The sequence below is a fragment of the Deinococcus sp. QL22 genome (genome assembly GCF_023370075.1).
Classification (GTDB): domain Bacteria; phylum Deinococcota; class Deinococci; order Deinococcales; family Deinococcaceae; genus Deinococcus.
Window position 1 is genome coordinate 3149365 of record NZ_CP097149.1, and the last position, 19942, is coordinate 3169306.

A 19942-nucleotide genomic window follows, 5' to 3' on the forward strand; every position below is an offset into this window, starting at 1 on the left:
GGCCTGATGGAACAGGGCCGAAACAGGTGTTAGAAGCGTCTGCCGACCGACTGATTGTTGGCGTGCGCTAAGGCCCACCACTCGGCTAGAGCAGCCTTGCCGCCGTCCTTAACCATCAGACGTTTCAGGTTGTCTTTGCCGCTGCCGCCATAGGTCTTCAGGTCGGCAGGCAGGGCCAGCGGGCCTTCGGTGGTGGCGTTAAACTCCACGTTCCGATTGAACAGGATGGCGTCGAAGATTGGCAGGCCATTGTCGGTGGCCAGTCTGCGCCGCTCCTCGTAGTTGGTCATCTGGAAGTACGCGCTCGGCCCGCCTGCCCACGGCACGCCCTCAATGTGGCGGTCGGTGAGGTAGCTACGGTTGGCGTCCCACTCACAGTGGTGGCCGCCCTGCTGCGACCAGATGGCGCGGAAGCCGATCCCCCAGTTGCGCCGAAGCACCATGTCGTGCGGGTTGCGGGCGTGAATGTTGTCCACGCCTTCGATCAACCCACTCGTGCCGCTGTACTCGGTTTTGCTGGGGTCTTGCGGACTGGTGGGGTTGCTGATCACCTGATTGGAGCCGTTGTAACTCTTGCTCACCCCCGGCACGTAGTCGTGATCAGGCCCGCCCGTGTTGACCACGAAGTTGTCTTGCACCACCAGCGGGTCACTGGACAGGCCCGAGGTTTCCTGAAAGGCCAGTCCGTCTTCAACCGTGTAGCCAAGGTCAGCCGTGCAAAGGTTCCATTCCACGATGCCGGGGACGTTCAGCACCTTCCCCAGTCGCAGGTAGTTGGACACCTCGCGTCCAATCACGCCGCCGGTGGCTTTGCGCCGGGCATTGTTTTCATGGGTGGACACCCACAGGCTGCGAATGTATCCGCCTTTGCCGTCACTCATGCGGCCGTCAGGGTTGTGGAGGTGGTTGCGGTAGAGCCGGAAGCGGTCGCCCTTGCTCGGGTTCCCGGCAAACTGACGGGCCAGAGGATTGCCTTCGCTATAGCCACTTAGGAAGAGGCCCTGACCGATGCCAAACACATCGTTATGGTGCCAGTCAATGTCCATGAACTCCTGAAGGTCGAAGAACCTCGCGGGTGGCTGGCCTGCTCTGATGGGGGGCAGCATCCGGTAGGAACTGTCTTTGCCTCTCAATCGCGACCGCCACCCAGAGAACATTGGCCCGCGTGACACGGCCACCACGTTGTCGAAGGACGGCAGAACCGTGTTGGCAGGCAACGTGAAGCACGGCCCCTCGCCTTCGTTCCAGAAGTAGCGCCCTTCCAGATTGTCAGTCGGTTTGACCTTGATGGCGCTTTCCCAGACTTTGCCTTTGGGCAGTTCCGGCAGGGTGGGCCGCAGCCGCACTGGGGGAATGCTGGGCATCGGAATGTTGGGCGGTGTCGGCACCACCACAAGCGGCGGGGGTGGGGGCAGCACCACGACTGGAGGCGGATCGGGAACGACAATCACGGGGGGTTCCGGCGTGACTACCGGAGGCGGCAGCGGCGTCACCACGGGTGCAGGGGCAGGCGTGGCCACCAATGCGGGCGTCATGGCCAACGACAACGACACAGTCAGGGTCAAGGTGTCGCCGTTCGACAAGGTGCCCATATAGGTGCCGTCGGGCTGCAGAATCAAGGGAATATTGGTCATGGCAGTCTCCTCGCGTCAGTGACCGACGCCGGGGGGCAGGGCGGGAATGACCGGCATGGGCTCACGGCTGTTCAGGTACACGCGCACCGTTTCCGTGCGGGCGTCGATGCTCAGGTCGTGTTCGGGACGTTGCACCAGTTGCCCGGTAATCTCTATGTCGTTGACCAGCACGCGGGTCGTCGGTGCCCCTCGCAAGGCCTGCAGCGAGGCCAGCGTCCGCTTCGCGTCACGGGCGTACAGCCAATACTCGGGCGGGTGGTAATGCTCACGGACAAACGCTTCGCAGGCCTGACGGTTCTTGATGTGCGCGCTCGGCCAGTGGTTCGGGGCGAGCACCACGCCTGCCTTCTTGACGTAGAAGTGGAGGTGCGCGGCCATGTCCAGCTTCGCGCCCTTGCCGATCTGCCCAATCAGGTCGCCGCCCCTGACCAGTTGGCCTACCTTGACGTGAATGTCCCGCAGATGCCAGTAACCGGAAATGCTGCCGTCGCCGTGCAGGATTTCCACAATGCCGCCGATGTAGGCATCCCACATGGTGGCCACCACGCGGCCTGAATCTGCGCCGTGCACCGGGTCGCCCAGATCGGTGTTGCCGCCGGTGACGGCATTGAGGTCGATGGCAGGATGAACGGAGCCCAGGGCGGCGTAATAGGCAGGATCGAGCCAGCCGCAACTGGGCTGCACGGTGTAGCGGGTGGTGGGGGTATCCAGCGTGGGCCAGAATGCGGTCACGAGTCTCCTTCATACCGGGCAAGCTTTGCCCTCAAGTGGGCGTTGTCCGCCAGAGCGTCATCTCGTTCCTGCCGCGTCTGCACCAGCTGGTCTTGTTCATTCGGGCGGGTGATGACCCGCACTGGAATCAGCGTGAGCACCAACAGCAGGACACCGTTGATCAGCGTGAAGGGCAGCCGTTCGGTGACTGAGATGCCCAGCCAGAAGCCGAGCGCCACCACCTGCAGGGAGAGCCCCACATACATCAGGGGGCTCATGGCCCGCACGGCCACCAGCGCGACCAGGCACAGCACCGCGATCCCCTCAATCCAGAGCACCGTGATCCGCCAGTCATCCTTCAGGGTCATGCGGCCCAATTCCCCCGCCACGCCGGACGCAATCACGCAGGCAGCGAAGAAGCCGATGAGGATCAGGCCGAGCAGGACATGCCACACGCGCAGCTTGGGCGGCTGCAGGGGATTGTGTGCGCGCAGGAAGCGGCTGGTGCGCTCAGAGCGTCGATTCGTCGGGTGGTGTGGGTTTGCTTTGCTGGTCATCAGGCGGCCCTCCCTTGTTGTGTTTCGCAGCAATGTCTGCCAGTTTCTTGAGGCCCCCGGTGGCCATTGACCCGGCCCACTCGAGAAGCGTTTGCCTGCCATTGGCCCGAATCCAGTCCCACACGGCTGGCCCGATGACGCCCGCGACCGCTGCCACAAACCCGACACCCTCGAAGGTGCGAAGCGCCGGAAAGCGGGCGGCCACCATCAGTGCTGTGAACGTGCCGGTGAAACTGGCGATCAGGATTTCGGGGATGAGACTCGTCCACGGGCTGAGCGGCAGGTTGCGGCTCTTCTGGGCATTGCGTTCCCGCCAGGTCATGAGCAGGGACATGACGGCCCCCATGCCTGCCGCGTACAGCACCAGGTACCAGTCCACGGCAGCAAAAATAGATTGAGTCACGGCCCCTCCTCATCGCGGTGGCCTTGCAGGAGAAAACGGAGAGGTCATGCCGGGAATGATCAGGGGGTAACTGGCCGCGCCGCTCTGGCTGCGCACCCGCCCCCGCCAGTACCACGGGGTGCCGGAACGAATCAGGGGCAGGCCAGGGCGCACGTTGAACCAACTGTTGCGGGGGAAGTGTCCGCCCAGGTAAGACTCCAGGCGCACGCCGGCCTGCCCGTTAGGTGGACAGGCGGAAGTGACGGCGACGGTGACGGTGTAGATGCCAGGGGTAATGGTGGGCTTCGCGCTGGCCTGCACGGCGCAGTAAGCGGGCGGGGAGGGGGCACTGAAGGCGGCGAGCGGAGCGAGACCGAGGGCGACGGCTCCGATCAGCAGCAGCAGGGGAAACAAGCGGACAGTTCGGTGCATGGGCCTCCCATCGGGCCAAAGAAAGCCGCCCAGCTTGCCAGAAGCGTGGGCGGGCGCAGGGGCGGGATTTAGCGGGTGGGACGCGGGTAGACGGCCCCAGACACCGAGCGGGTCACAGCGGCAGTGGTCGCCGTTGTGCCAGTGGGCGGCTTGAACGTTTCACGGAACTTCGTGTTCATAAAGATTCCCGTGAGGAGTTCTGGTTTAGCAATGGTGGGTGCTGGCATGTCAGGACTTCGCAATGAGGGTGCGGAGTCCCCCTGGGCCGGTCACTGGATAGGGGAAGTACAGTCGGGCCTGCCCGTCAATCTCAATAGATTGGTCAATGCTCGCAATCGAGTCGTTGGGGCGGAAGCACTGGACATGCCGCAGGATGCCGCCCAGTCCGTTGCTGTTGCTCAGCGGCCCAACGGGATAGCCGGTATTGTTATCGCTGCTGCTGAGCGTGGAGAGTTGTGCAACCCCAGAAGTTGAACTGGTGGAAAACCCCGCGAGAAAAGCTAAACCGTCCTCGCCAAACTCGGGTGTGTCCCACCGACGTACGACGTTCCTTGCGCCACCCGTGAAGCCTGTCGAACCGCCTTCAGCGAACTGATGTGAGATCAAATCGTCAAGGATGACGTTGCCGATTGACCGACGACGTTCAACACCATGCCACTGCGCGGCGATCATAAAGGCAAAGCCGTACTCGCTGACGGAAAGGGAGGTCATCCCGGCGACGAAAGAGGGTGCAACCCAGCCGTTCCGACGCCCAGGACTGATGAGCGCACCTGTCGAGGTGTTCACGCCCTGAGCGGTGGTCGTGTATCCAAGTGCCGCAGTCGGGGAACTGTTTCCCCAGGCCCACTCAATCTGAATCACCCAGCGGTTCGTCAGGCCAGCCAAAGGCATCAGGTAGCTGGCGATCCCTGCGGGCGTACTCAGGGCGGGTGTGGCGTCCCACTTCGGGTTCGTTGCCGTGCCTGTGCCGATGGCAATGGTATTGGCATGTTGAAGTTCCCACCCCTTTGTAAGAGCGAGTTCGTGGAACTTCGTCATCACCTGAGCGACTGTGGACTGATTGTTGGGGTAGATAAAAGCACTGGCAGCCATTTAAGCCTCCAAGGGTAGGTAGGTGAGCGTGATGGTGATGGTCTGTGCCGCGCCACTGAGGTTGCTCAGGCGCAACGGAATCACGCCGTCAGGAGGTGTTTTGCCGTCCCACCCGCTGACCGCTTGATCCCAGACGCCCAGCGTGCCGATGACTTCTGCCACCACGCCAGAGCCGGGGGCAGGGTCGGTGGTCTGAGCGCGACTGGCGTCTGCCGTGCGACTGGCGGTGTCCCGGTAGACCCGCAGCCAGCCCGAGACAGACAGCGTGACTTTGTGCAGGGCATACCCTTTGGCAAGCGTGATGGAGAGGTCTTCGGATGCGTTGTTGGCGAGAACAGACGAGGTGACGGACGCAGTGGTGCGGGCAGGGCTAGAGCCGCCCGCAGGCAGTTGAGCAGACGGCACTTTCCCATCTGCACCTAGAGTGGCCACCCCAGAGGCCGTACCTTTTTCACTGGCCGGAATTTGCGGCGAGTTCAGGACGTTGCCGAGGCCCACTTGTGCTTTGGTGACGGCGTGCGGGTTGGCCGTGTCGGTGAGGTGGGCCTTGATGACCTGACCGATGCGGGTTCCCAGCGCAGAAAGTCGTGTCTCCAGGCTCATGGTTAGAGGAGCGCCAGGTTGAAGTCTTCCACCAGGTCACGTTCGGTATTCCCAAGGGCTGCCGCGCTGACTGCGCCGATGTTGGTGCGGGCCTGTAGCTGCTGCTCGGCGGTGAGGGCCTGGGCGGCGTCGAAGCGCAGGCGCACGTCTAGGGCCGCCAACACCGCCGCGAGCGCGGTATCCGTGTCGGTGTCGCTGCTGGAGAGCAGGTCGCCCAGCTCCTTCAGGGTGTCCAGCGCGAGCGGCGCGTCCCCCTTCAGGGCGTTAATGGCGGCCTGAATCTGCTGGTCGGTCTTACTGCTGGAGTAGCTGGTGGTCGTGCTGGGGGCCGCGTCGTTGATGCCAGAAGCCGAATCCACGAGGGTTTTGAGTTCATTGATGGCGGCGACCAAGCTGCCCTTTTGTGCGGTGGTGAGGTTAGCCAGCGCACCCGTCTCGCTGCGAATGGTCTTAAATTCGGTGGTGGTGCGGGTAATCAGATCAAGCAACCGCTGTTCAAGGGGAATCGTAGGCATGGGAACTCCTAAAGAATTTGGTTGTCAAACCAGAGAACGAGGTCGGGAACAACGGTGTCGGTCAGTTCAGCTTTGCGGTCTACCAGGGCGTTGACTCGCGCCAACAGCGTGGAGGCGGGGTACGTACCATGTGCGGGCAGCAGTTCAGCGGAGGCAGGCAGCCCCGGTGGCCGGATGACGATGGGAGGCCGTTCAGGCGCAGCCGTGGCGGGAAGCACCGAACCATCGGGCAGAGTCACGATGACTGGCCCCAGGGCGGGCGGCAGCGTGATCGTGACGTTCATACCAGCCTCCGCGTGTACGAAGCTTCAAACAAGAACGCGAAATCCATCGCCGTGCCGGGTCGATCCGTCTCACTCGGCCCGGTGATGATCAACGTGCCGTACACCGGCAACACCGTGTACACGCTGGGGTCGGCCAGAGAGGGCGCTTCCTCTTCGGTCAGGGCACGGTACCGGCTGACCGGCTTGGTGCCCTCTGTGGTGATCGGGTACAGGCGACTCTTCTCGCCGTGCAGCAGGATCAGGACGTCGACCGCCTCCAGGCCAGCGGCGCTCAGCACGATGCGTTCGTTTTCAGTGCTGAGCGTGTCGATGGGAAGGGGATCGTTCAGGTCGTAGCGCAGCTCCATGTAGGCGGTGTCGCCGGGGGTGAGCCCATACCCTGGAAAGGTCACGGTAAAGGGGAAGTCCACCGACTGCTTCAGCCCGTGCAGCGGGGTCAGGACAGCTTCAATCATGCTCATACGGGCTCCTAGACCTCTGTTCCAGTGGCGTCTACCCAAGTCCCCAGCGCCGTACGCCAGATCGGGCGGCCCAGGATCTTGTTAAAGAAATGTGGCGGAAATTCGTACTGGTCCAGTTGGACTGAGGGGCCGTAAGGGGTGTCCGTCCAGGGACCACCTTGGGTGTCCTGTTTCTTGTAACTCACTGCCGAGGCACGGGCAATGCGGGCCGGGAAGTATTGCCCGAGCGTTGTGCCACCGATCTCCGACACCGTAGGGTCGCCCCCCGTGACCGTCAGCAGGTACGCGCCCGGAGAAAGGGAATTGAAATTGGGGCGGTAGACCGTGACCGGGCCGCCATACGGGTCTTGCATCACGCCCAGCGGCACAAAGGGCAGGTCGGGTATCCCCGCATCCTGCGCGGCCTCACGTAAACCGACGGTCGCCCCCCAGGCATCGCCCCACAGGTACAGGGCGTTAAAGCCCTGCGGCGCGTTCAGGGTGAAGGCGACCCGCTGGGCATACGGAGAATCCGGGTGAGTCGGCTCGTTGTCGTAGAGGTCGATCAGGCTGCTGCGGACGCGCAGGCTCAGTGCACTGGCCGCGTGTGCGGCATCGTGGTAGCCGTTGATGCTGCCCCCGTCTGGACCCGCCAGAACGTCCAGCACGTCTCCCGGCAACAGGGTTTGCCCGTAGACGTTATTCAGATCCAGCGGCGTGCCGTTCAGGGTCACGCTGACCAGACCCACAACCGTATCAATCACCATCGGGTCGTCGGGCGCGATAGCGTGCCGAGTCGGCAGGGCAGATTTGCCGTACATCAGTGGTGGTTTCATGGGGTCGCCTCCGAGTAGGCAGAACTGAGTTGGATGGGGACATCTGCCGATAGGGTCAGCGTGGTGTAGGGCGCGTTGCCGAGCGGAAAGCGGAGCTGTGTCCAGCGGCCCTTGGCGAGCGTCCGCTGCACCGCCGTGCCGCCTGCGAAGGCCGTGGCCGTGCCGGGGCGCAGCAGGCGCACGCTGAAGACGAGGCTGTGCAGGTCGGTGGGACTCCTGCCCATAAACGTCAGGGTCAGCACGTCATCCGCCAAGCCGTAGAAGTGTGGCGTTCGTAAGAAGCTGGGAGAACCGTCCGGATCGCGCAGCACCTGCAATTTCGCAAGGTCACCCTGCCAGAAGCCTGGTGAACGCGGTTGATTGGACGGTGTGGCGTCGCTGGTCAGTGGAACGCCGTGCACGAGGGGGAGGCGCGGCAGTTCCGGCAACACTTGCCCCGTGCGGGCGTCGTTCCAGAAGGCGGTAGCGACGGAGAGAGCCATGAGCACGCTGTCTTTGGCTACCGTAACCGGGGCAAGCGGCCTCACTTCGACGGCCTGTGCTGTCGCGCCCAAGACCACCAACGGCAAGGCCACGCCGGGCAGCGTCACCGCGTCTCCCACTCGCAGACCTGCGCTGTAGTCCACCCGCACCCTCAGCCTGCGGTTCTCTGTCACATCTTCCGCCGTGTGCCGCGCCGTGTGGGTCACCGTCAAGGGCGCTCCAGTTCGGCCCAGATCCACCTCGCCCCGAAGGATGGACACCACCTGGTTGGTGCGGTGATCCCGGTAGCGGTGCGTAAACTCGGCTAGGTCATCCCGGTTGCCGACGCTGAGGACACCTCCAGTTCGGTTGATGCGCCCCAGGCCTGCGGGAATGGGCCGCCGAATGATGAGTTCGTTCGGCAGAAAGAGTTGGTCATGCCGCTCCAGAGGCACGTTCAGGTAAGCGAGGCGGGCATCAGCATCCACCTGGGCGGTGTTTCCTGCTGCACTGGCAAGGGTTGTCCACCCGTCTTCGCCCAAAGCCATGAGTCTCAGGTCGCTGTTCGTGCCTGCTAAGACAGCCGGGCGTCCGTCAGGCAGCCCGCCGCTTGCGCCGAGTTTGAGGCTATTCGGCAAGGTGCTCCCAGTGGTAAAGGCCACCCAGCCCCGGTACGGCGTGCTGGACACCACGTTGCCGCCTGGGCCAATCACCACCTGGTCGGAGGTGCCAAACGTGGCCGTCAGGCTGCCCGCCGTGGCCCGCACGTCAATCCAGTAATCCCTCCACTCGTGCTGAGATCCCACAAAGCGGGAATATTCGATCAGTCCGACCGCCCGGAGACTGCCTTCCTCACAGACGATGGAGGCCCACGGCTCGGTGGCCGCGGTGAGAGGTTCAGCGAACGGGTCGTACCGGGTGAGGTGGCCGCCTGCATTGCCGATCCATTCCCCATCGGCAGGCGGGTCGTAGGTGACAGGCACAGGCAGTTCAGGCAGGGCCGTCCCGACCAGCGTACAGGTGTCCTGCTGCGGATCAAGGCGGATCAGGGCATAGGCCGGATAGAAGCCGCCCCGGTTGGCCCGCACGCTGTACAGGACAAGGAGGGTGTTGCCGGAGGTCGTGGAGGCGACGGGCAGCAGTTGTGAGCGTCCCAGTTCCTCTGTGAAGGTGGTGGGGAACGGCAGATTCATGCCTACCAACGTGCTTTGCAGCAACTCCGCGAGGCCCGTAACGCCCAGCTCCAGCCGTTGCGCAGTGCTGTACAGGATCGCCCGCCAGTCACCTGCACCAGAGGCCACGAGAGTTCCTGCACCGATCAGAGGCAGGGGCGCGAAATCGAAGGGACGAGGCGGCACAAACGGTTCATCCCGCGCTGGGCGTCTCACCGGCGTCACGGCGCGGTTCTGGGTACTCCCTTGAGGTCGAACAGGAACGGGCGGGGGTGCCCGCTCGTCCTCACAGCAACAGCAGCATTCCCCCGTCAGGTAGCGCAGGAATTCGGCGTCGTTCATCCGCCCCAGCCGCCCACCAGGGTCAGGATGCCCTCAGCAGGCGACGGCACAAACTCCACCAGTTCCCCTGGAGCCGGATTTACTCCCGCGCCCGCCCGCACAAAGATGCGCTTGAAGGTCGCGTCTCCCCCTTCAGACAGGGTGTTCAGCGTGCCCACCATGATCCCGCCCGGAACGTGCCAGAGCATCATCCCGCGCCTGGGCGTTTCAGGGTCGTCGATCAGCAGGGTCGAGACCGGTTTGAGTTCTACCGACTCCACCTCGACGCTTCCCAGCCCGTTCTGCACAGACAGACTGAAACGGGTGCAAATGCCGTAGCCCGTGGTGCTTCCCGGCTGCACATTCACAGGCTGAGCCACCGTCAGGCGGTGCACCACGCGAGGTGCCAAGCTCTTGGCCACCAAAGGGATGAGCGACTGCAGCTTGGCTTCCCGCGCCACCATCGGGAAACTGGCGTCCGTGATGCCAGAGCCGCCGCCCGTCACGGTCCCTGCCGCCTGGTTTGGAAAGGCCAACGGTGCGGGACAATCCGAGGTGCACTTGAAGGTTTTGGGCATGCCCTCCATCCGTTCCGTGACGCTCTGGGTTGACCCGGTTTTGATGTTCAGGCGCACCGGCTCCTGGCTCTCCAGATCGTAGACGGGCAGGGCGACCGCGCCGGAAGTCGTCGAGGTTCGCTGCCACTCGCCGCCCTGTTGATCGAAGGTCACGTTGGTTACCTCTGCCTGCGTTTCCCGGCTGGTGAGCACGCCGCGTTCGCTGATTTCCCCCTCTGCAGCGGCTTGTTGCATGGAATTCACTCGCTGCCGGTACATGATTTCTTGCCGCTGAACACCATCCTCGCCCCAGCGGTATTCAATGATTTCCTGCTCATCGTCGCCGGTGTCGCCTGCCGAGAAGCCGCCGCCCACGAGTCCACCGGCAATGTAGGTGGACTTGAGCTTGGTGGCCGCCGAATAGCCATAGGTGCGCTTGACCGTGCGCTGCCAGAGCAGCTTGTCCGGGCACTCCGGGTCGTATTCCATTTCGGTGGTGTTGTAGCCCATCAAGACGTTGTTGAACACCTTGGCGGGCGTCTCGCCTTCTTCTTTGACCTCCACCCGGTCGGTGGTGATTTCGACGGTGCGCACGAGGTTGCCATTGAGTTTCGTCTTGCCCGTCATGGTTTCGCCGTTCGGCGTGAAGACTCGGGTGATCCAGTCGTAGTTCGGGGACACGGCCCGTCGCCACAGTTCCGGGTTGGGGGCATCCGGCGCAAAGCCCACCAAAGGCGGCCGCTTGGCGAGCTGATCGCCTCCAGTCAGCCGGATCAGGCCGGGAGTCTGTGCCCGCTCACCGCGCTCGGTGTGGGCCATCACAGGCAGAGGCGTGGAGGCTGCACCGCTGATTGATTGACCCGGCCCCAGACCGTACAGGATGGTGCCGCGCACGATCAATTGATAGCCAATCCCAGAGTAAATTTCGTTGAACAGCTCGGCAAAGGTTCGCCCCTGCACCTTGATGTCCCGCACGCCTTCCATGTACGTTTCCGCTCCGAGCGGGCGTTGCGGCTGCACGAACTGCACCCCAGCGTTGCCTGCCGCCTGAGTCAGCAACGCATCCACGGTGATCGTGCGGGGCTTGGGGCGCTGGGCACAGGGCACGTTGCGCATGTCCCCGCGTGGGTTGAGCTTCCATGGCAACAGCTCGGACAGGCGTTTCGTGCGGGCCTTTTCAGCGGTTTCATTGAGCAGGCGCACGGTGGTCACGCTGCCTTCTGGCGTCCAATTGGTTTCGTACTGGCCCGCGTCAAGCTTGAGGGTACGGGAGAGGGACGTGCCATTTCTTAGGCCCGCTATGAAGCTGACACTCCCACTGCTGGGTGCTCCCACATTCAGCAGGGTCAGGGTGGCTGTTTCGTCTATCCCACTGTGTTCGTAGCTCAGGCTCTGCACCTGGCCCAGCGAGCAGCTCACTTCCCAGATGTCGGGCAAGACACCGGGGCGCATCTGCAGGGGCATCGGCACTGGGGTCGGTTCAATGCGCAGCGCCGTGATCGAGGTGTGCTGCCCGGCGACCCGGCCCCCCAGCCGAACCGTGGATACATGCTGCCCAGCCACCCGCGTCTGCCCCAGCTGCACCCGTGAGCGCCACGAGCCGCGCACCCGGCGGGGAACGAGCTGGGTGGTGAGGGCGTGCTGCCCGCTCACCCGTTCGTCTGGCGATTCACCGCCTTGCCCATTGAAAACCAGGGGCACGGCTTAAAACACGTCCCAGCGGAAGACGCCCTGATCCTCGGCCTCCACACCGTTGTCGGCAGGGTTAGACCAAGAGAGGGTGACACTCAGGGATTCACCCACGGTCAGGGTGTCGCCACCCGTCAGGAGTTCGGTGGGTGCGGCCCCGGCAATGACGCCGTTGACCACCGCACTCAAAGTGCCCGGCTGGATGGGGTCTTGCTCGATCCAGACCCGGACGCTGGTGAGATCCTGATCGCCCATGTTTTTGAGGAGTCCGGTTTGGGTCGAGACCATGCCGGACGGTGTTTCGTCCATCGCCACCGGCAGGGGATCGTTGCCAGCGGCATTGAGCAGACTGAGTAGTTTCATGAAATCTCCGTGATGTGAACGAATTCAAGGCGGAAGCTGGCGTATTCCTCGCCTTCGCCCCCGCCCCAGTGCGGCACGTTCGGCGCGGCTGACACCGCCGCATCCGTCCAGACGCGCAAGGTGTAGCGGTCGGTGTAATTCTCAGTGATGGTCACGGGGTCTCCAATGGTCAAGGCCCGCAGGTAGCGGGCCAGGGCGTACTCCAGCGCGTTGTTCGGGCCACTTTGAATGCGGAGCCGGGTGGCCGTCACCTGACCCGCGACCGCAAAGCGTCCCATGCCATTCAGCAAGGTTTTGAGTTCGTTGGCCCGTACTGTTTCGGCCTGCACCGCATCCAGCGCGGGCTCACGCCAGTTGAAATTGACCAGGCTTGAAGGCGTTTGAATGCGGAGAATCAGGGGGTAGAGCAGCAAGGGGTCGGTCGGCATTAGCAGGTGTCCTCATTCCACGCTTTTTCGCGTGAGGCCAGTTGTTTGAGTTGGTTCAGCAGGTCTTGGGCGTCCACTTCAGGCCCCTGGTTTTCGACCTTCAGGGCGTAGCTGTTGTGGATGGTGATCGTCTTGGACATCGGCCCTGCTGGCACGTTGCCTTTGGACAGGGTTCCGCTCAGGCGGGCGTTGACATCCAGCTTGATATTCACTGGGCGGTCGAGGGCAGCTTGAATCTCGCGGGCGAAGAGTTGCCCGGCCTGCTGCCCGCCCCGGCGCAGCTCCTCCGCCCAACGCGAGGCATCAACCACCGGAATGGGCTGAGCTGGAGCGGAAGCGGCATTGATGACCAGCGGCGCTGAGGCATTGCTGGACGCCTGAGCCGAAGACGGTTGCACCGGGACGGCCACAGGTTCGTGCAGGAGCGCGGCCGCCGCTGCCAGGGCCTGCACTGCATCTCTAAACAGCGTCATGGTGGAACGTTCCTGCGCCGCGAGATCAATGCGCTGGTCGAGTTGGGCTTGCTGGGCGTCGTCAGAGGCCTTCAAGGACTCAGCCGCGAACCGGGCTGTTTCGCTTTCACGCAACGCCAGATCTGCCCGCTGCTGCAGGAGGTCAGCTTCCCGGTCGTATTGAATGCCCAACTTGTCCACCTGATCGGACAGCTGAGCCACTTCGTTTTCACGGGTCAGGCTCAGATCCACCCCGTTTTTCTTCAGGAAGGCAGCTTGCTTTTTGTAGCGTTCCTCTTGGGTGGCCAGGTCGTCGGTGGCTGCCGCGATCTGGGCTTTATCGCCGGAGGCCAGGGCCTTGCGCAACCGCAAAATGGCCGCGTCCCGGCGTTTCTGAATGGCCATGAACCGGTCGACTTCTTGGTTGCCGTTGAACGGCCCCTCTTTGCCTTCGTTCACCACCCCTTTCAGGCGGTCTCCTGCATCCTGCACGCCCTTCATCGTGCCGAGCAGATCGGTATATGAGCTGGCGAGGTTTTTGACCGCAGTCCGTTGGCCAGCGATCGCGCCGGTCAAGGTCTCGGTGGCCGTTTTGAACTTCTCCAGATTGCTGCTGGACTGCGAGCGCTGCACGGCAGCCAGCGCCTCCGCATAGCCCCGCTCGGCCTGTGTGAGCTTCAGACGGGCATCCGTGACCCCATCCACCGCTTCACGGGCACTCCGGGCCTCTGGCGTGCCTCCTAGAGCCTCGCGGTCTAAGTTCAGAGCCGCTTGAGCTAAACCTTCGAGCAGATCCCGGCGAGCACGTTGTGCGTCGAGCAATTTGCGCTCGTTTTGAGACGCCTGCGCGGTGAGGTCGGCCTGCTCTTTCAAGAGGCCGTTGATTTCCTGTTGGCTGAGGCCCAATTTGCCCTGATCCGCCAACTGCTGGGCGTTCAATGCCTGACGCTGGCGCGTGATGTCGAGGTCATCTTGTGCCGTGGTCACCGCGTCGTCGGCCATGCCCCTCAGTTCGGCCTGAGCCCGCCTGCGAGCATCGGAGAGATCCAGTGCCGAACGCTGCTGCTCGACCTGTGCCTTGGCCAGTTCCCGCTGCTGCACCACCTCCTGTGCGGTGAGTTGCACACTCTTGGTGCGCAAGTCCCGCACCTGTTCCTCGGTCAATTTCAATCCAGCCGCGTTTGCCAAGCGCCGCTGGGTCGTTTGCAGGTCTTGCTGAGTGAAAGCCAGGTCGAGTTGCTTGCTGCCCACGGCGTCGAGGCTGAGTCCCGTGATCTGGGCCTGAGCTAAGACCTGTGCTTTCAGAGTGTCCAGTGCTTTGTCTTCAGCCGTCAAACGGGCATTAGACAGGGCCCGCTGACTTTGAGAGAGGGCGGTGACCGCAGCGGTTTGCGTGACCACAGCGTCTTCACGTGCCCGTGGTGTGGGGGCGAGAACGACGCGTTCATTCGCCAGATCGAGATTGTTCTGGGCTTCCTGGACAGCAGCAGCAGCAATTGCTACGCCATCGCTGGCCAGCCCGTTGAGTTCGAGCTGCTGGGCGGTTTGGGCCTGCAGGAGCCGCAGTGCCCGCTCATGCAGTTCGATGGGGACTAGGGAGAGGGCACGTTCTGCTTGAGCAGCGTTCACCGTGGCCTGTGCCAGGGCTTTCCCGGCTTCTGTCCGGCTCCCTGCCTCCGCCAGATCAAAGCGGCGTTGGGCGACGACGAGGTCAGCGCGGGCGAACTGCAAGGCCAGTTGTGCTTTGGCCGCCGCGTCATCATCCAGCCCCAACAGCACCAGGCGCGCTTCTGCTTGCGCCCGGAGAAGGGCCAGAACATCTTCCTGCGCTTTGATTGGCGCTTGATTGGCCGCACGCTGGGCGAGGGCCACGGCTCCGGAGGCCTGCACGACCGCACCCCGAGCCGTGTCTTTCCCCGCGTCCGTGGTAGCAAGCGCCAGGCGCTTCTCGGCCAGATCCAGATCGGCTTGTGCCAACTGGAGCGCGAGCTGGGCACTCGCCACCTGATCGTCATCCAGACCAGAGAGGATGAGTTGAGCTTGCGCCTGGGCTTTATACAGATCCAGTCGCCGCTGATCGTTCTCAATCGGCAACTGATTGATCTCCTGTTGGAGATCGAAAATCTGTTCCAGCACGCCCAAACGCTCGACATACAGGCCGTTCTCTTCAGTTTTGCTGCGGGCCTTAGGAATGCGGGTGTCAATCGCCGCGAGTTGCCCTTGCAGTTGGCTTAAATCCCTTTTCCGAGCGGCCACCACATCTGAATCCGTCTTGGCAAGCTTGGACGCCAGCTTATTTTCAGCAGCCACCCGCGCCAGGGTGGAATCGACCAGTTCATTGGCCCGTTGCTGTTCCTCCTGTTGACGGCTGGTGAGCTCCTTCTGGATGCTGACGCGCTCTTGCTTGAGAGTCAACAGTTCGCGTTCATGGGCGCCCTGGCGCTCCAGTTGATCAATTTCAGTGTTCAGTGCGGCAAGCCGGTCCTGATCACTGACCGTAAGACGGGCCAAAGCGACGGCTCTGGCTTCATCCGAATCAGCAAGTTCAACGGCAGAAACGAGTTCATCACGCTGAAACGCCGCCGCATCTTTGGCCAAATCGCGCCGCTCGTTTTCCAAGCGCAGGCGCTCGTCTTCGTTCTCGCGGATCTTCTGGTCCGCCTCTTCACGGGCCTCACTGCCCTGTTTCGCATTCGTTTTGCGGGTTTCCCAATAGACGCGGTCGGCGACCAGCACGGCAGCGTAGCCGTCAATGGTCAATCGCCCCAGGTCGAGCTCGCGCTTGCTGAGGGTGATGTGGGCCGCTTGCGCCTTGTCATCCCGCTCGCGGTAATACTTGGCTTCAGCCTGTTCTTGAGCCTGTGTACGCTGGGTCGTGGCACGGGTCACGATGGCCGTCAGGTCATCCTGTTGGGCCTGAAACGTCTCGCGCTGATCAGCCGTGGGGGCGGCCACTTGCCCGTAAGCTTTTTTCAGGTCTGCCAATTGCTTGTTAGCCCCTTTGACGACAGCGTCGAAGGGAGCGGCCGCTGTTGAACGAGCGCTGGCCAAAGGGGTTCGAGCAATGGACGTCAGTTCCTCTCTCAGACCGGTCGCTTCACGGGTGGCGTCCGTTAAAGCAAGACGGAAGCCCTTGAGGTTGTCTGCTTTCACGCCACCGATCTGCTTCAAACCGTCATCTAGGAGAGTCACCCGGCTTCCGTCGCCACTCGCCACCGCTTTGGCCCGTTCCGCAACAATGGTTCGCTCCAGTGCCGCGATCTCTTTGCCAGTCGCGTCCTTCAGGCTACTGAGACGAGCATCCAGCCCTTTGCGATAAATGGCGAGGCGCTGAGTCTGCACCCGCTCTTCTTGGGCTAGCAGGCGGCTCCCCGTTTCGGCCTGCTCACTGACTTCTAGGGCATTGATTTGAGCCAAGTAAGTCGCCCGGGCACTTTTCTCCAGGGTGGCCCGTTGTGCTCCAGCCGTCTCGGCATCCTTCAGTTGCTGATCCAGATTCTGTTGCAATTGAGCGCGGGCCGACTTGCCCGCGATGGCCTGCTGTTCCTCTTGCAGCTGGGTCAGCAGGGGGCCATACCGCCGTTCAATTGCGAGTTTGACTTCCGGCACACTCCCAGCCAACGCGAGTTCACGATCCCGCTGCTGGGCCAAGAGGGTGCTGCTGGCGCTGCTTTGCTTGGCCTGCGCGTCCAGCAGTTCCCGGTAGCCTGCCTTCACTTTCTGCAAGCGGCCCTCGTCAATCTGGGCCAGGTCATCTGCGGCTTTCTGGCGAATGGCCTTCACTTGCTCGGCCTGTTGCCCTTCGAGTTCCGTGGCCAGGCTCAAGAATTTCTGCCGCTGAGCAGGGTCTTCGACGGCCCCCGCATTGGTGCGGGCCGCGTCGATCTGCTTTTGGTAAGAGCGCTCGACGTCGCTCACCTGCTGATCAAGCTCTGCGCGGCGGCGGGCCGTCTCATCCTTCAGCAAGCTCGTTTGAGCGGCCTGCACGTCCCGTTCATGCTGGAGACGTGCATCCCCTGCTTGTCCAGTTCACGCTGAACCAAGGCCCCGGCTTCCGCGCCTTGCTGAGCATCTAATGCTGAAAACCCGGCTTGGAGCTTGGGATTCTTGAGGTCAAGTGCGCCGTTTACGTAAAACGGAGCCTTGAACTTTTCGCGGAGGGCTTCAAAAGTCGCCCCCAATTCACCCAAATCCCGTTGAAATTCAGTCTTGCCCTCCAATTCCAATTTGACCTTGCGGTCTCCCAGTTCTTTGGTCAATTCTTTGAGAGAAATGGTCTGCTGACGAATGACTTCCAGGAGGGCAGCCCGTTTGTCTGCAGCTTTCTGAACCGCCTCCGCTGCCTTCCGCTCTGCTGCACCACTGTCAATCGTGGCGTCGGTGACTCCCTTGGTGGCGAGTGCTTTTTGCTGCAAGGCTTCTTCGTCTTCGCGGGCTTGCTTGATCAGGGCAGGGTCGGCCCTGTAAACAGTGACCGCCAAAAAGTCTTGAATTTTATCGTTCAGCGTGGTGGTTTCATCCCCAAATAGCTTGAGTTTGCCGATCCACTCCCCAATTTTCCAACCTGCAAAGGCAGCTCCGGCCACGAGTCCCGCTTGACCGAAGACGCCCAATTTCGTGACGACGTTGGCCAGTGCCCCGTTTGCCCCTGCCAATTGAGGTAGGAATCTGCCAGGGATGAAGGCGGCAACCTTGGTCAAGCCGTTGACAGCGGCTGCGGGCGCGGTTAAGAAGGCTTTCAATCCGCCCGCAGCCGTCACGCCCTGCAGCAAGGCTGAAGCGGCTGCCGCACTTTTCAGCGCTGTCGCTAGCTTTGCCACGCCGAGCGCAGCCAACCCCACGCCCCCGGTCACCAGCGCAAACTGCACCACGCCGTTTTGCCCCAACTCGTCAAATTTCGTGATGAGGTGAGCCGCACCCTTGGTGAGCTTTGTCAACAGGGGAAGGAATCTGAGGCCAAATTCGATCTGAAAGGCTTCGCTCGCCGCCGCGTACTGCTTCTGAGCAAACTTGAAGGTGGCCGCCTGCTTTTGAAAGGCCTCGTCCGTCGCTCCTGCTGAATTGGTGACTTCGTCCAGTGCCTTCTTGAAGCGGGGCCCACCCTCCGATCCAGTGAGGGCAAAAATGGCGTTGACCGCTTCCGAGCTGCCAAACAAACGGCCCATCAACTCGACGTTGCCGCCCGTTTTGGCCCGGATCTCGTCCAGAAAGGCAGACCAGCCCTGAGATTGGAGGGCCGCTGCATTGAAGCTCAAGCCAAGTTCTTTCGACAGTTCTACGGCATCTGCACTGGGCTTGAGCACATTGTCGAGCGCCGCGCCAATCCCAGTCATGGCCTGCTCCGCGGGGACACCACTGGAGGTGAGCGCCGCTGCACTGGCAGACAATTCTTCCAAAGACACGCCAAGGGTCTTGGCCTTAGGGAAGATTTCCCCCATGGTTTTGCCGAGTTGATTGAAGCTGATCTTGCCCACAGCGGTGGTCTTAAACAAGACGTCACTGACGTGCTCAGCGTTCTCTGCCGAAAAGCCGTAAGAATTGAGCGCCGAGGTGATGATGTCGGCCGACGTTTTGACATCCGTCAATCCGGCGCTCGCCGCTTTCGCGCTGACTTCCGTAAGCGTGTTGATCTTGGCGACCGTATCCGCACCTTTGACGCCCGCACCCACCACATCAAAACTGGCTTTGACGAGCTCTTGCGAACTCTGTCCGACCTGTCCACTGATCCGCAGCAAACCTGCCCCCAACTCAGTGAGTTGCTGTTCAGTGAGGTCGCTTTCAGTCCCGATGGCTGCCAAGCCCTCTTGAAACTCAGCCGCTTTCGGCACGGCTACAGCAACGGCGGCAGTAAACACCGTGACGGCTGTGCCTGCCACGGCCAAGAAGCCAGACAGTTGTTCGAAGCCGTTGCCCGCTTCCTGGGCAGAATCGCCAGCCTCATCTGCCGCCTCCGCCGCGTCCCCTACGGCGGCAGCAGCAGGTTCAGCAGCAGCCGGGAATGCGGCCAATTTGGTGCTCGCCTTCTCGAACCCAGCCGCCAGCCCTTCAAGCGCTAGGGTGACGTTAACCGTCTCCGCTGACACCTCTGCAACGCCTTCAGTAGCGGCTTGGCCTGCACCACCAAAGGCCTTTTGAAACAATTCGGGGATGTTGACCAGCCCTTCCGAGAGGCCCGTGAGGATCGGCGCTGCGAGGTCTCCGCCGTCCAGCGTGTTTCCAGTGGCATGAAATGCACTTGGAATGTCGCTGGCCACATCGCGCACGGCGATCAGCAGCAGTTCACGCTTGCTTCTGAAACCGCCGATCAGCCCTTCCATGATGTATCCGCCGATTTCTTCCATCACTTTGGAGGGACTCTGGATCTTGAGCTTCTTCTTGAGAGCATCAACGATTTCGTTGGACAGGGACTCGCTTTCGTCCGCTAACTGACTCTTACCCCGATTCATGGATCGGGCGAGGCCGTCAATTACGAACTGGCCCACCGTGCCTGCTGCTGCACCGGCTGGGCCACCCAGCTTGCTCAGGGAATCAATAATCCCAGCAGACGCATTAAAGGCAAAGCCGCCTTTGGTGACCGTGCCACGCGCTTGATCCATCGTCCGCTGTGCTGAAGCGGCTGCACTGGTGGCCCGGAGCACGCTGTCAATGTTGGCGTCTTCAGCGGTCGCGAGTTTCAGCAGTTCGTTCCGAAGTCTGCGCGAGGCAGCAATGGTTTCATCGTCGGTCAGGGCTTGGGTCTGCCACGCATCCCGCGTGCTTTTCACCGTCTGGCCCAGGCGTTTGATCTGGGCATCCGTTTCGCTGAGCTGACGCGAGACTTGAGTGTCCACTTTCAGGGTCGGCGTTTGAACAGTCTGCCCGGTCTTAACAGCGAACGCTTTGGCCAATCGAGCTTCGACGAGGTCTGCTTTTCTAAGCACGTCGGAGATATCGAGGGTGGCCCGGTCTTGATACTCCGCCATAGGGAACCTCCTGGGGATGGAACGCAAATAGTGACCCGCTGGCAAAGGCA

Annotated in this window: 18 protein-coding genes; all 18 read right to left on the bottom strand. The window is 62.2% G+C overall.

Annotated features, from left to right (window positions below):
- Positions 1-29: 29 nt before the first annotated feature.
- Complete coding sequence (locus M1R55_RS15615) at positions 30-1634, bottom strand: hypothetical protein (RefSeq protein WP_249392638.1); 1605 nt, start codon at positions 1632-1634, stop codon at positions 30-32.
- A gap of 15 nt (positions 1635-1649) precedes the next feature.
- On the bottom strand, positions 1650-2366 hold the full coding sequence (locus M1R55_RS15620; RefSeq protein WP_249392639.1) for a M23 family metallopeptidase: 717 nt from the start codon (positions 2364-2366) through the stop codon (positions 1650-1652).
- Positions 2363-2902 carry a hypothetical protein gene (locus tag M1R55_RS15625; RefSeq protein WP_249392640.1) on the bottom strand — a complete coding sequence of 180 codons (540 nt, stop codon included), beginning with the start codon at positions 2900-2902 and terminating at the stop codon, positions 2363-2365. The genes M1R55_RS15620 and M1R55_RS15625 overlap by 4 nt, the downstream gene beginning before the upstream one ends.
- On the bottom strand, positions 2856-3305 hold the full coding sequence (locus M1R55_RS15630; protein ID WP_249392641.1) for a hypothetical protein: 450 nt from the start codon (positions 3303-3305) through the stop codon (positions 2856-2858). The genes M1R55_RS15625 and M1R55_RS15630 overlap by 47 nt, the downstream gene beginning before the upstream one ends.
- Before the next feature lie 9 nt (positions 3306-3314).
- Positions 3315-3716, bottom strand: a complete 402-nt coding sequence (locus M1R55_RS15635; RefSeq protein WP_249392642.1) for a hypothetical protein — start codon at positions 3714-3716, stop codon at positions 3315-3317.
- 68 nt (positions 3717-3784) lie between these two features.
- The gene (locus M1R55_RS15640; protein ID WP_249392643.1) at positions 3785-3943 is read right to left on the bottom strand and encodes a hypothetical protein; all 159 of its coding nucleotides are present in this window, start codon (positions 3941-3943) and stop codon (positions 3785-3787) included.
- 1 nt (position 3944) lies between these two features.
- Positions 3945-4808 (bottom strand): hypothetical protein, encoded by an 864-nt coding sequence (locus M1R55_RS15645; protein WP_249392644.1) that lies wholly within the window; start codon positions 4806-4808, stop codon positions 3945-3947.
- Complete coding sequence (locus M1R55_RS15650) at positions 4809-5411, bottom strand: hypothetical protein (RefSeq protein ID WP_249392645.1); 603 nt, start codon at positions 5409-5411, stop codon at positions 4809-4811.
- A gap of 2 nt (positions 5412-5413) precedes the next feature.
- On the bottom strand, positions 5414-5926 hold the full coding sequence (locus tag M1R55_RS15655; protein ID WP_249392646.1) for a hypothetical protein: 513 nt from the start codon (positions 5924-5926) through the stop codon (positions 5414-5416).
- Positions 5927-5934: 8 nt separating this feature from the next.
- Positions 5935-6210: a hypothetical protein gene (locus M1R55_RS15660; protein ID WP_249392647.1), complete on the bottom strand. Its 276-nt coding sequence runs from the start codon at positions 6208-6210 to the stop codon at positions 5935-5937.
- Complete coding sequence (locus tag M1R55_RS15665) at positions 6207-6671, bottom strand: hypothetical protein (RefSeq protein ID WP_249392648.1); 465 nt, start codon at positions 6669-6671, stop codon at positions 6207-6209. Before M1R55_RS15665 ends, M1R55_RS15660 begins: the two co-directional genes overlap by 4 nt.
- Positions 6672-6679: 8 nt before the next feature.
- Positions 6680-7486, bottom strand: coding sequence for a hypothetical protein (locus M1R55_RS15670; protein WP_249392649.1), 807 nt, complete (start codon positions 7484-7486; stop codon positions 6680-6682).
- Positions 7483-9462, bottom strand: a complete 1980-nt coding sequence (locus M1R55_RS15675) for a hypothetical protein (protein WP_249392650.1) — start codon at positions 9460-9462, stop codon at positions 7483-7485. The genes M1R55_RS15670 and M1R55_RS15675 overlap by 4 nt, the downstream gene beginning before the upstream one ends.
- Positions 9459-11699 (bottom strand): hypothetical protein, encoded by a 2241-nt coding sequence (locus M1R55_RS15680; RefSeq protein WP_249392651.1) that lies wholly within the window; start codon positions 11697-11699, stop codon positions 9459-9461. Before M1R55_RS15680 ends, M1R55_RS15675 begins: the two co-directional genes overlap by 4 nt.
- A 3-nt stretch (positions 11700-11702) precedes the next feature.
- Positions 11703-12050, bottom strand: coding sequence for a hypothetical protein (locus tag M1R55_RS15685; protein ID WP_249392652.1), 348 nt, complete (start codon positions 12048-12050; stop codon positions 11703-11705).
- Positions 12047-12478: a hypothetical protein gene (locus M1R55_RS15690; RefSeq protein WP_249392653.1), complete on the bottom strand. Its 432-nt coding sequence runs from the start codon at positions 12476-12478 to the stop codon at positions 12047-12049. The genes M1R55_RS15685 and M1R55_RS15690 overlap by 4 nt, the downstream gene beginning before the upstream one ends.
- Complete coding sequence (locus tag M1R55_RS15695; RefSeq protein ID WP_249392654.1) at positions 12478-16917, bottom strand: hypothetical protein; 4440 nt, start codon at positions 16915-16917, stop codon at positions 12478-12480. The genes M1R55_RS15690 and M1R55_RS15695 overlap by 1 nt, the downstream gene beginning before the upstream one ends.
- Entirely contained in the window at positions 16890-19892 is a 3003-nt protein-coding gene (locus M1R55_RS15700; protein WP_249392655.1) for a phage tail tape measure protein, read from the bottom strand. Before M1R55_RS15700 ends, M1R55_RS15695 begins: the two co-directional genes overlap by 28 nt.
- Positions 19893-19942 lie beyond the last annotated feature (50 nt).

Coding starts and splice junctions, on each gene's coding strand:
- M1R55_RS15615 (WP_249392638.1), bottom strand. CDS start 1,634: ATGACCAATATTCCCTTGATTCTGCAGCCCGACGGCACCTATATGGGC.
- M1R55_RS15645 (WP_249392644.1), bottom strand. CDS start 4,808: ATGGCTGCCAGTGCTTTTATCTACCCCAACAATCAGTCCACAGTCGCT.
- M1R55_RS15685 (WP_249392652.1), bottom strand. CDS start 12,050: ATGAAACTACTCAGTCTGCTCAATGCCGCTGGCAACGATCCCCTGCCG.
- M1R55_RS15625 (WP_249392640.1), bottom strand. CDS start 2,902: ATGACCAGCAAAGCAAACCCACACCACCCGACGAATCGACGCTCTGAG.
- M1R55_RS15675 (WP_249392650.1), bottom strand. CDS start 9,462: ATGAACGACGCCGAATTCCTGCGCTACCTGACGGGGGAATGCTGCTGT.
- M1R55_RS15670 (WP_249392649.1), bottom strand. CDS start 7,486: ATGAAACCACCACTGATGTACGGCAAATCTGCCCTGCCGACTCGGCAC.
- M1R55_RS15635 (WP_249392642.1), bottom strand. CDS start 3,716: ATGCACCGAACTGTCCGCTTGTTTCCCCTGCTGCTGCTGATCGGAGCC.
- M1R55_RS15665 (WP_249392648.1), bottom strand. CDS start 6,671: ATGAGCATGATTGAAGCTGTCCTGACCCCGCTGCACGGGCTGAAGCAG.
- M1R55_RS15650 (WP_249392645.1), bottom strand. CDS start 5,411: ATGAGCCTGGAGACACGACTTTCTGCGCTGGGAACCCGCATCGGTCAG.
- M1R55_RS15660 (WP_249392647.1), bottom strand. CDS start 6,210: ATGAACGTCACGATCACGCTGCCGCCCGCCCTGGGGCCAGTCATCGTG.
- M1R55_RS15690 (WP_249392653.1), bottom strand. CDS start 12,478: ATGCCGACCGACCCCTTGCTGCTCTACCCCCTGATTCTCCGCATTCAA.
- M1R55_RS15700 (WP_249392655.1), bottom strand. CDS start 19,892: ATGGCGGAGTATCAAGACCGGGCCACCCTCGATATCTCCGACGTGCTT.
- M1R55_RS15655 (WP_249392646.1), bottom strand. CDS start 5,926: ATGCCTACGATTCCCCTTGAACAGCGGTTGCTTGATCTGATTACCCGC.
- M1R55_RS15640 (WP_249392643.1), bottom strand. CDS start 3,943: ATGCCAGCACCCACCATTGCTAAACCAGAACTCCTCACGGGAATCTTT.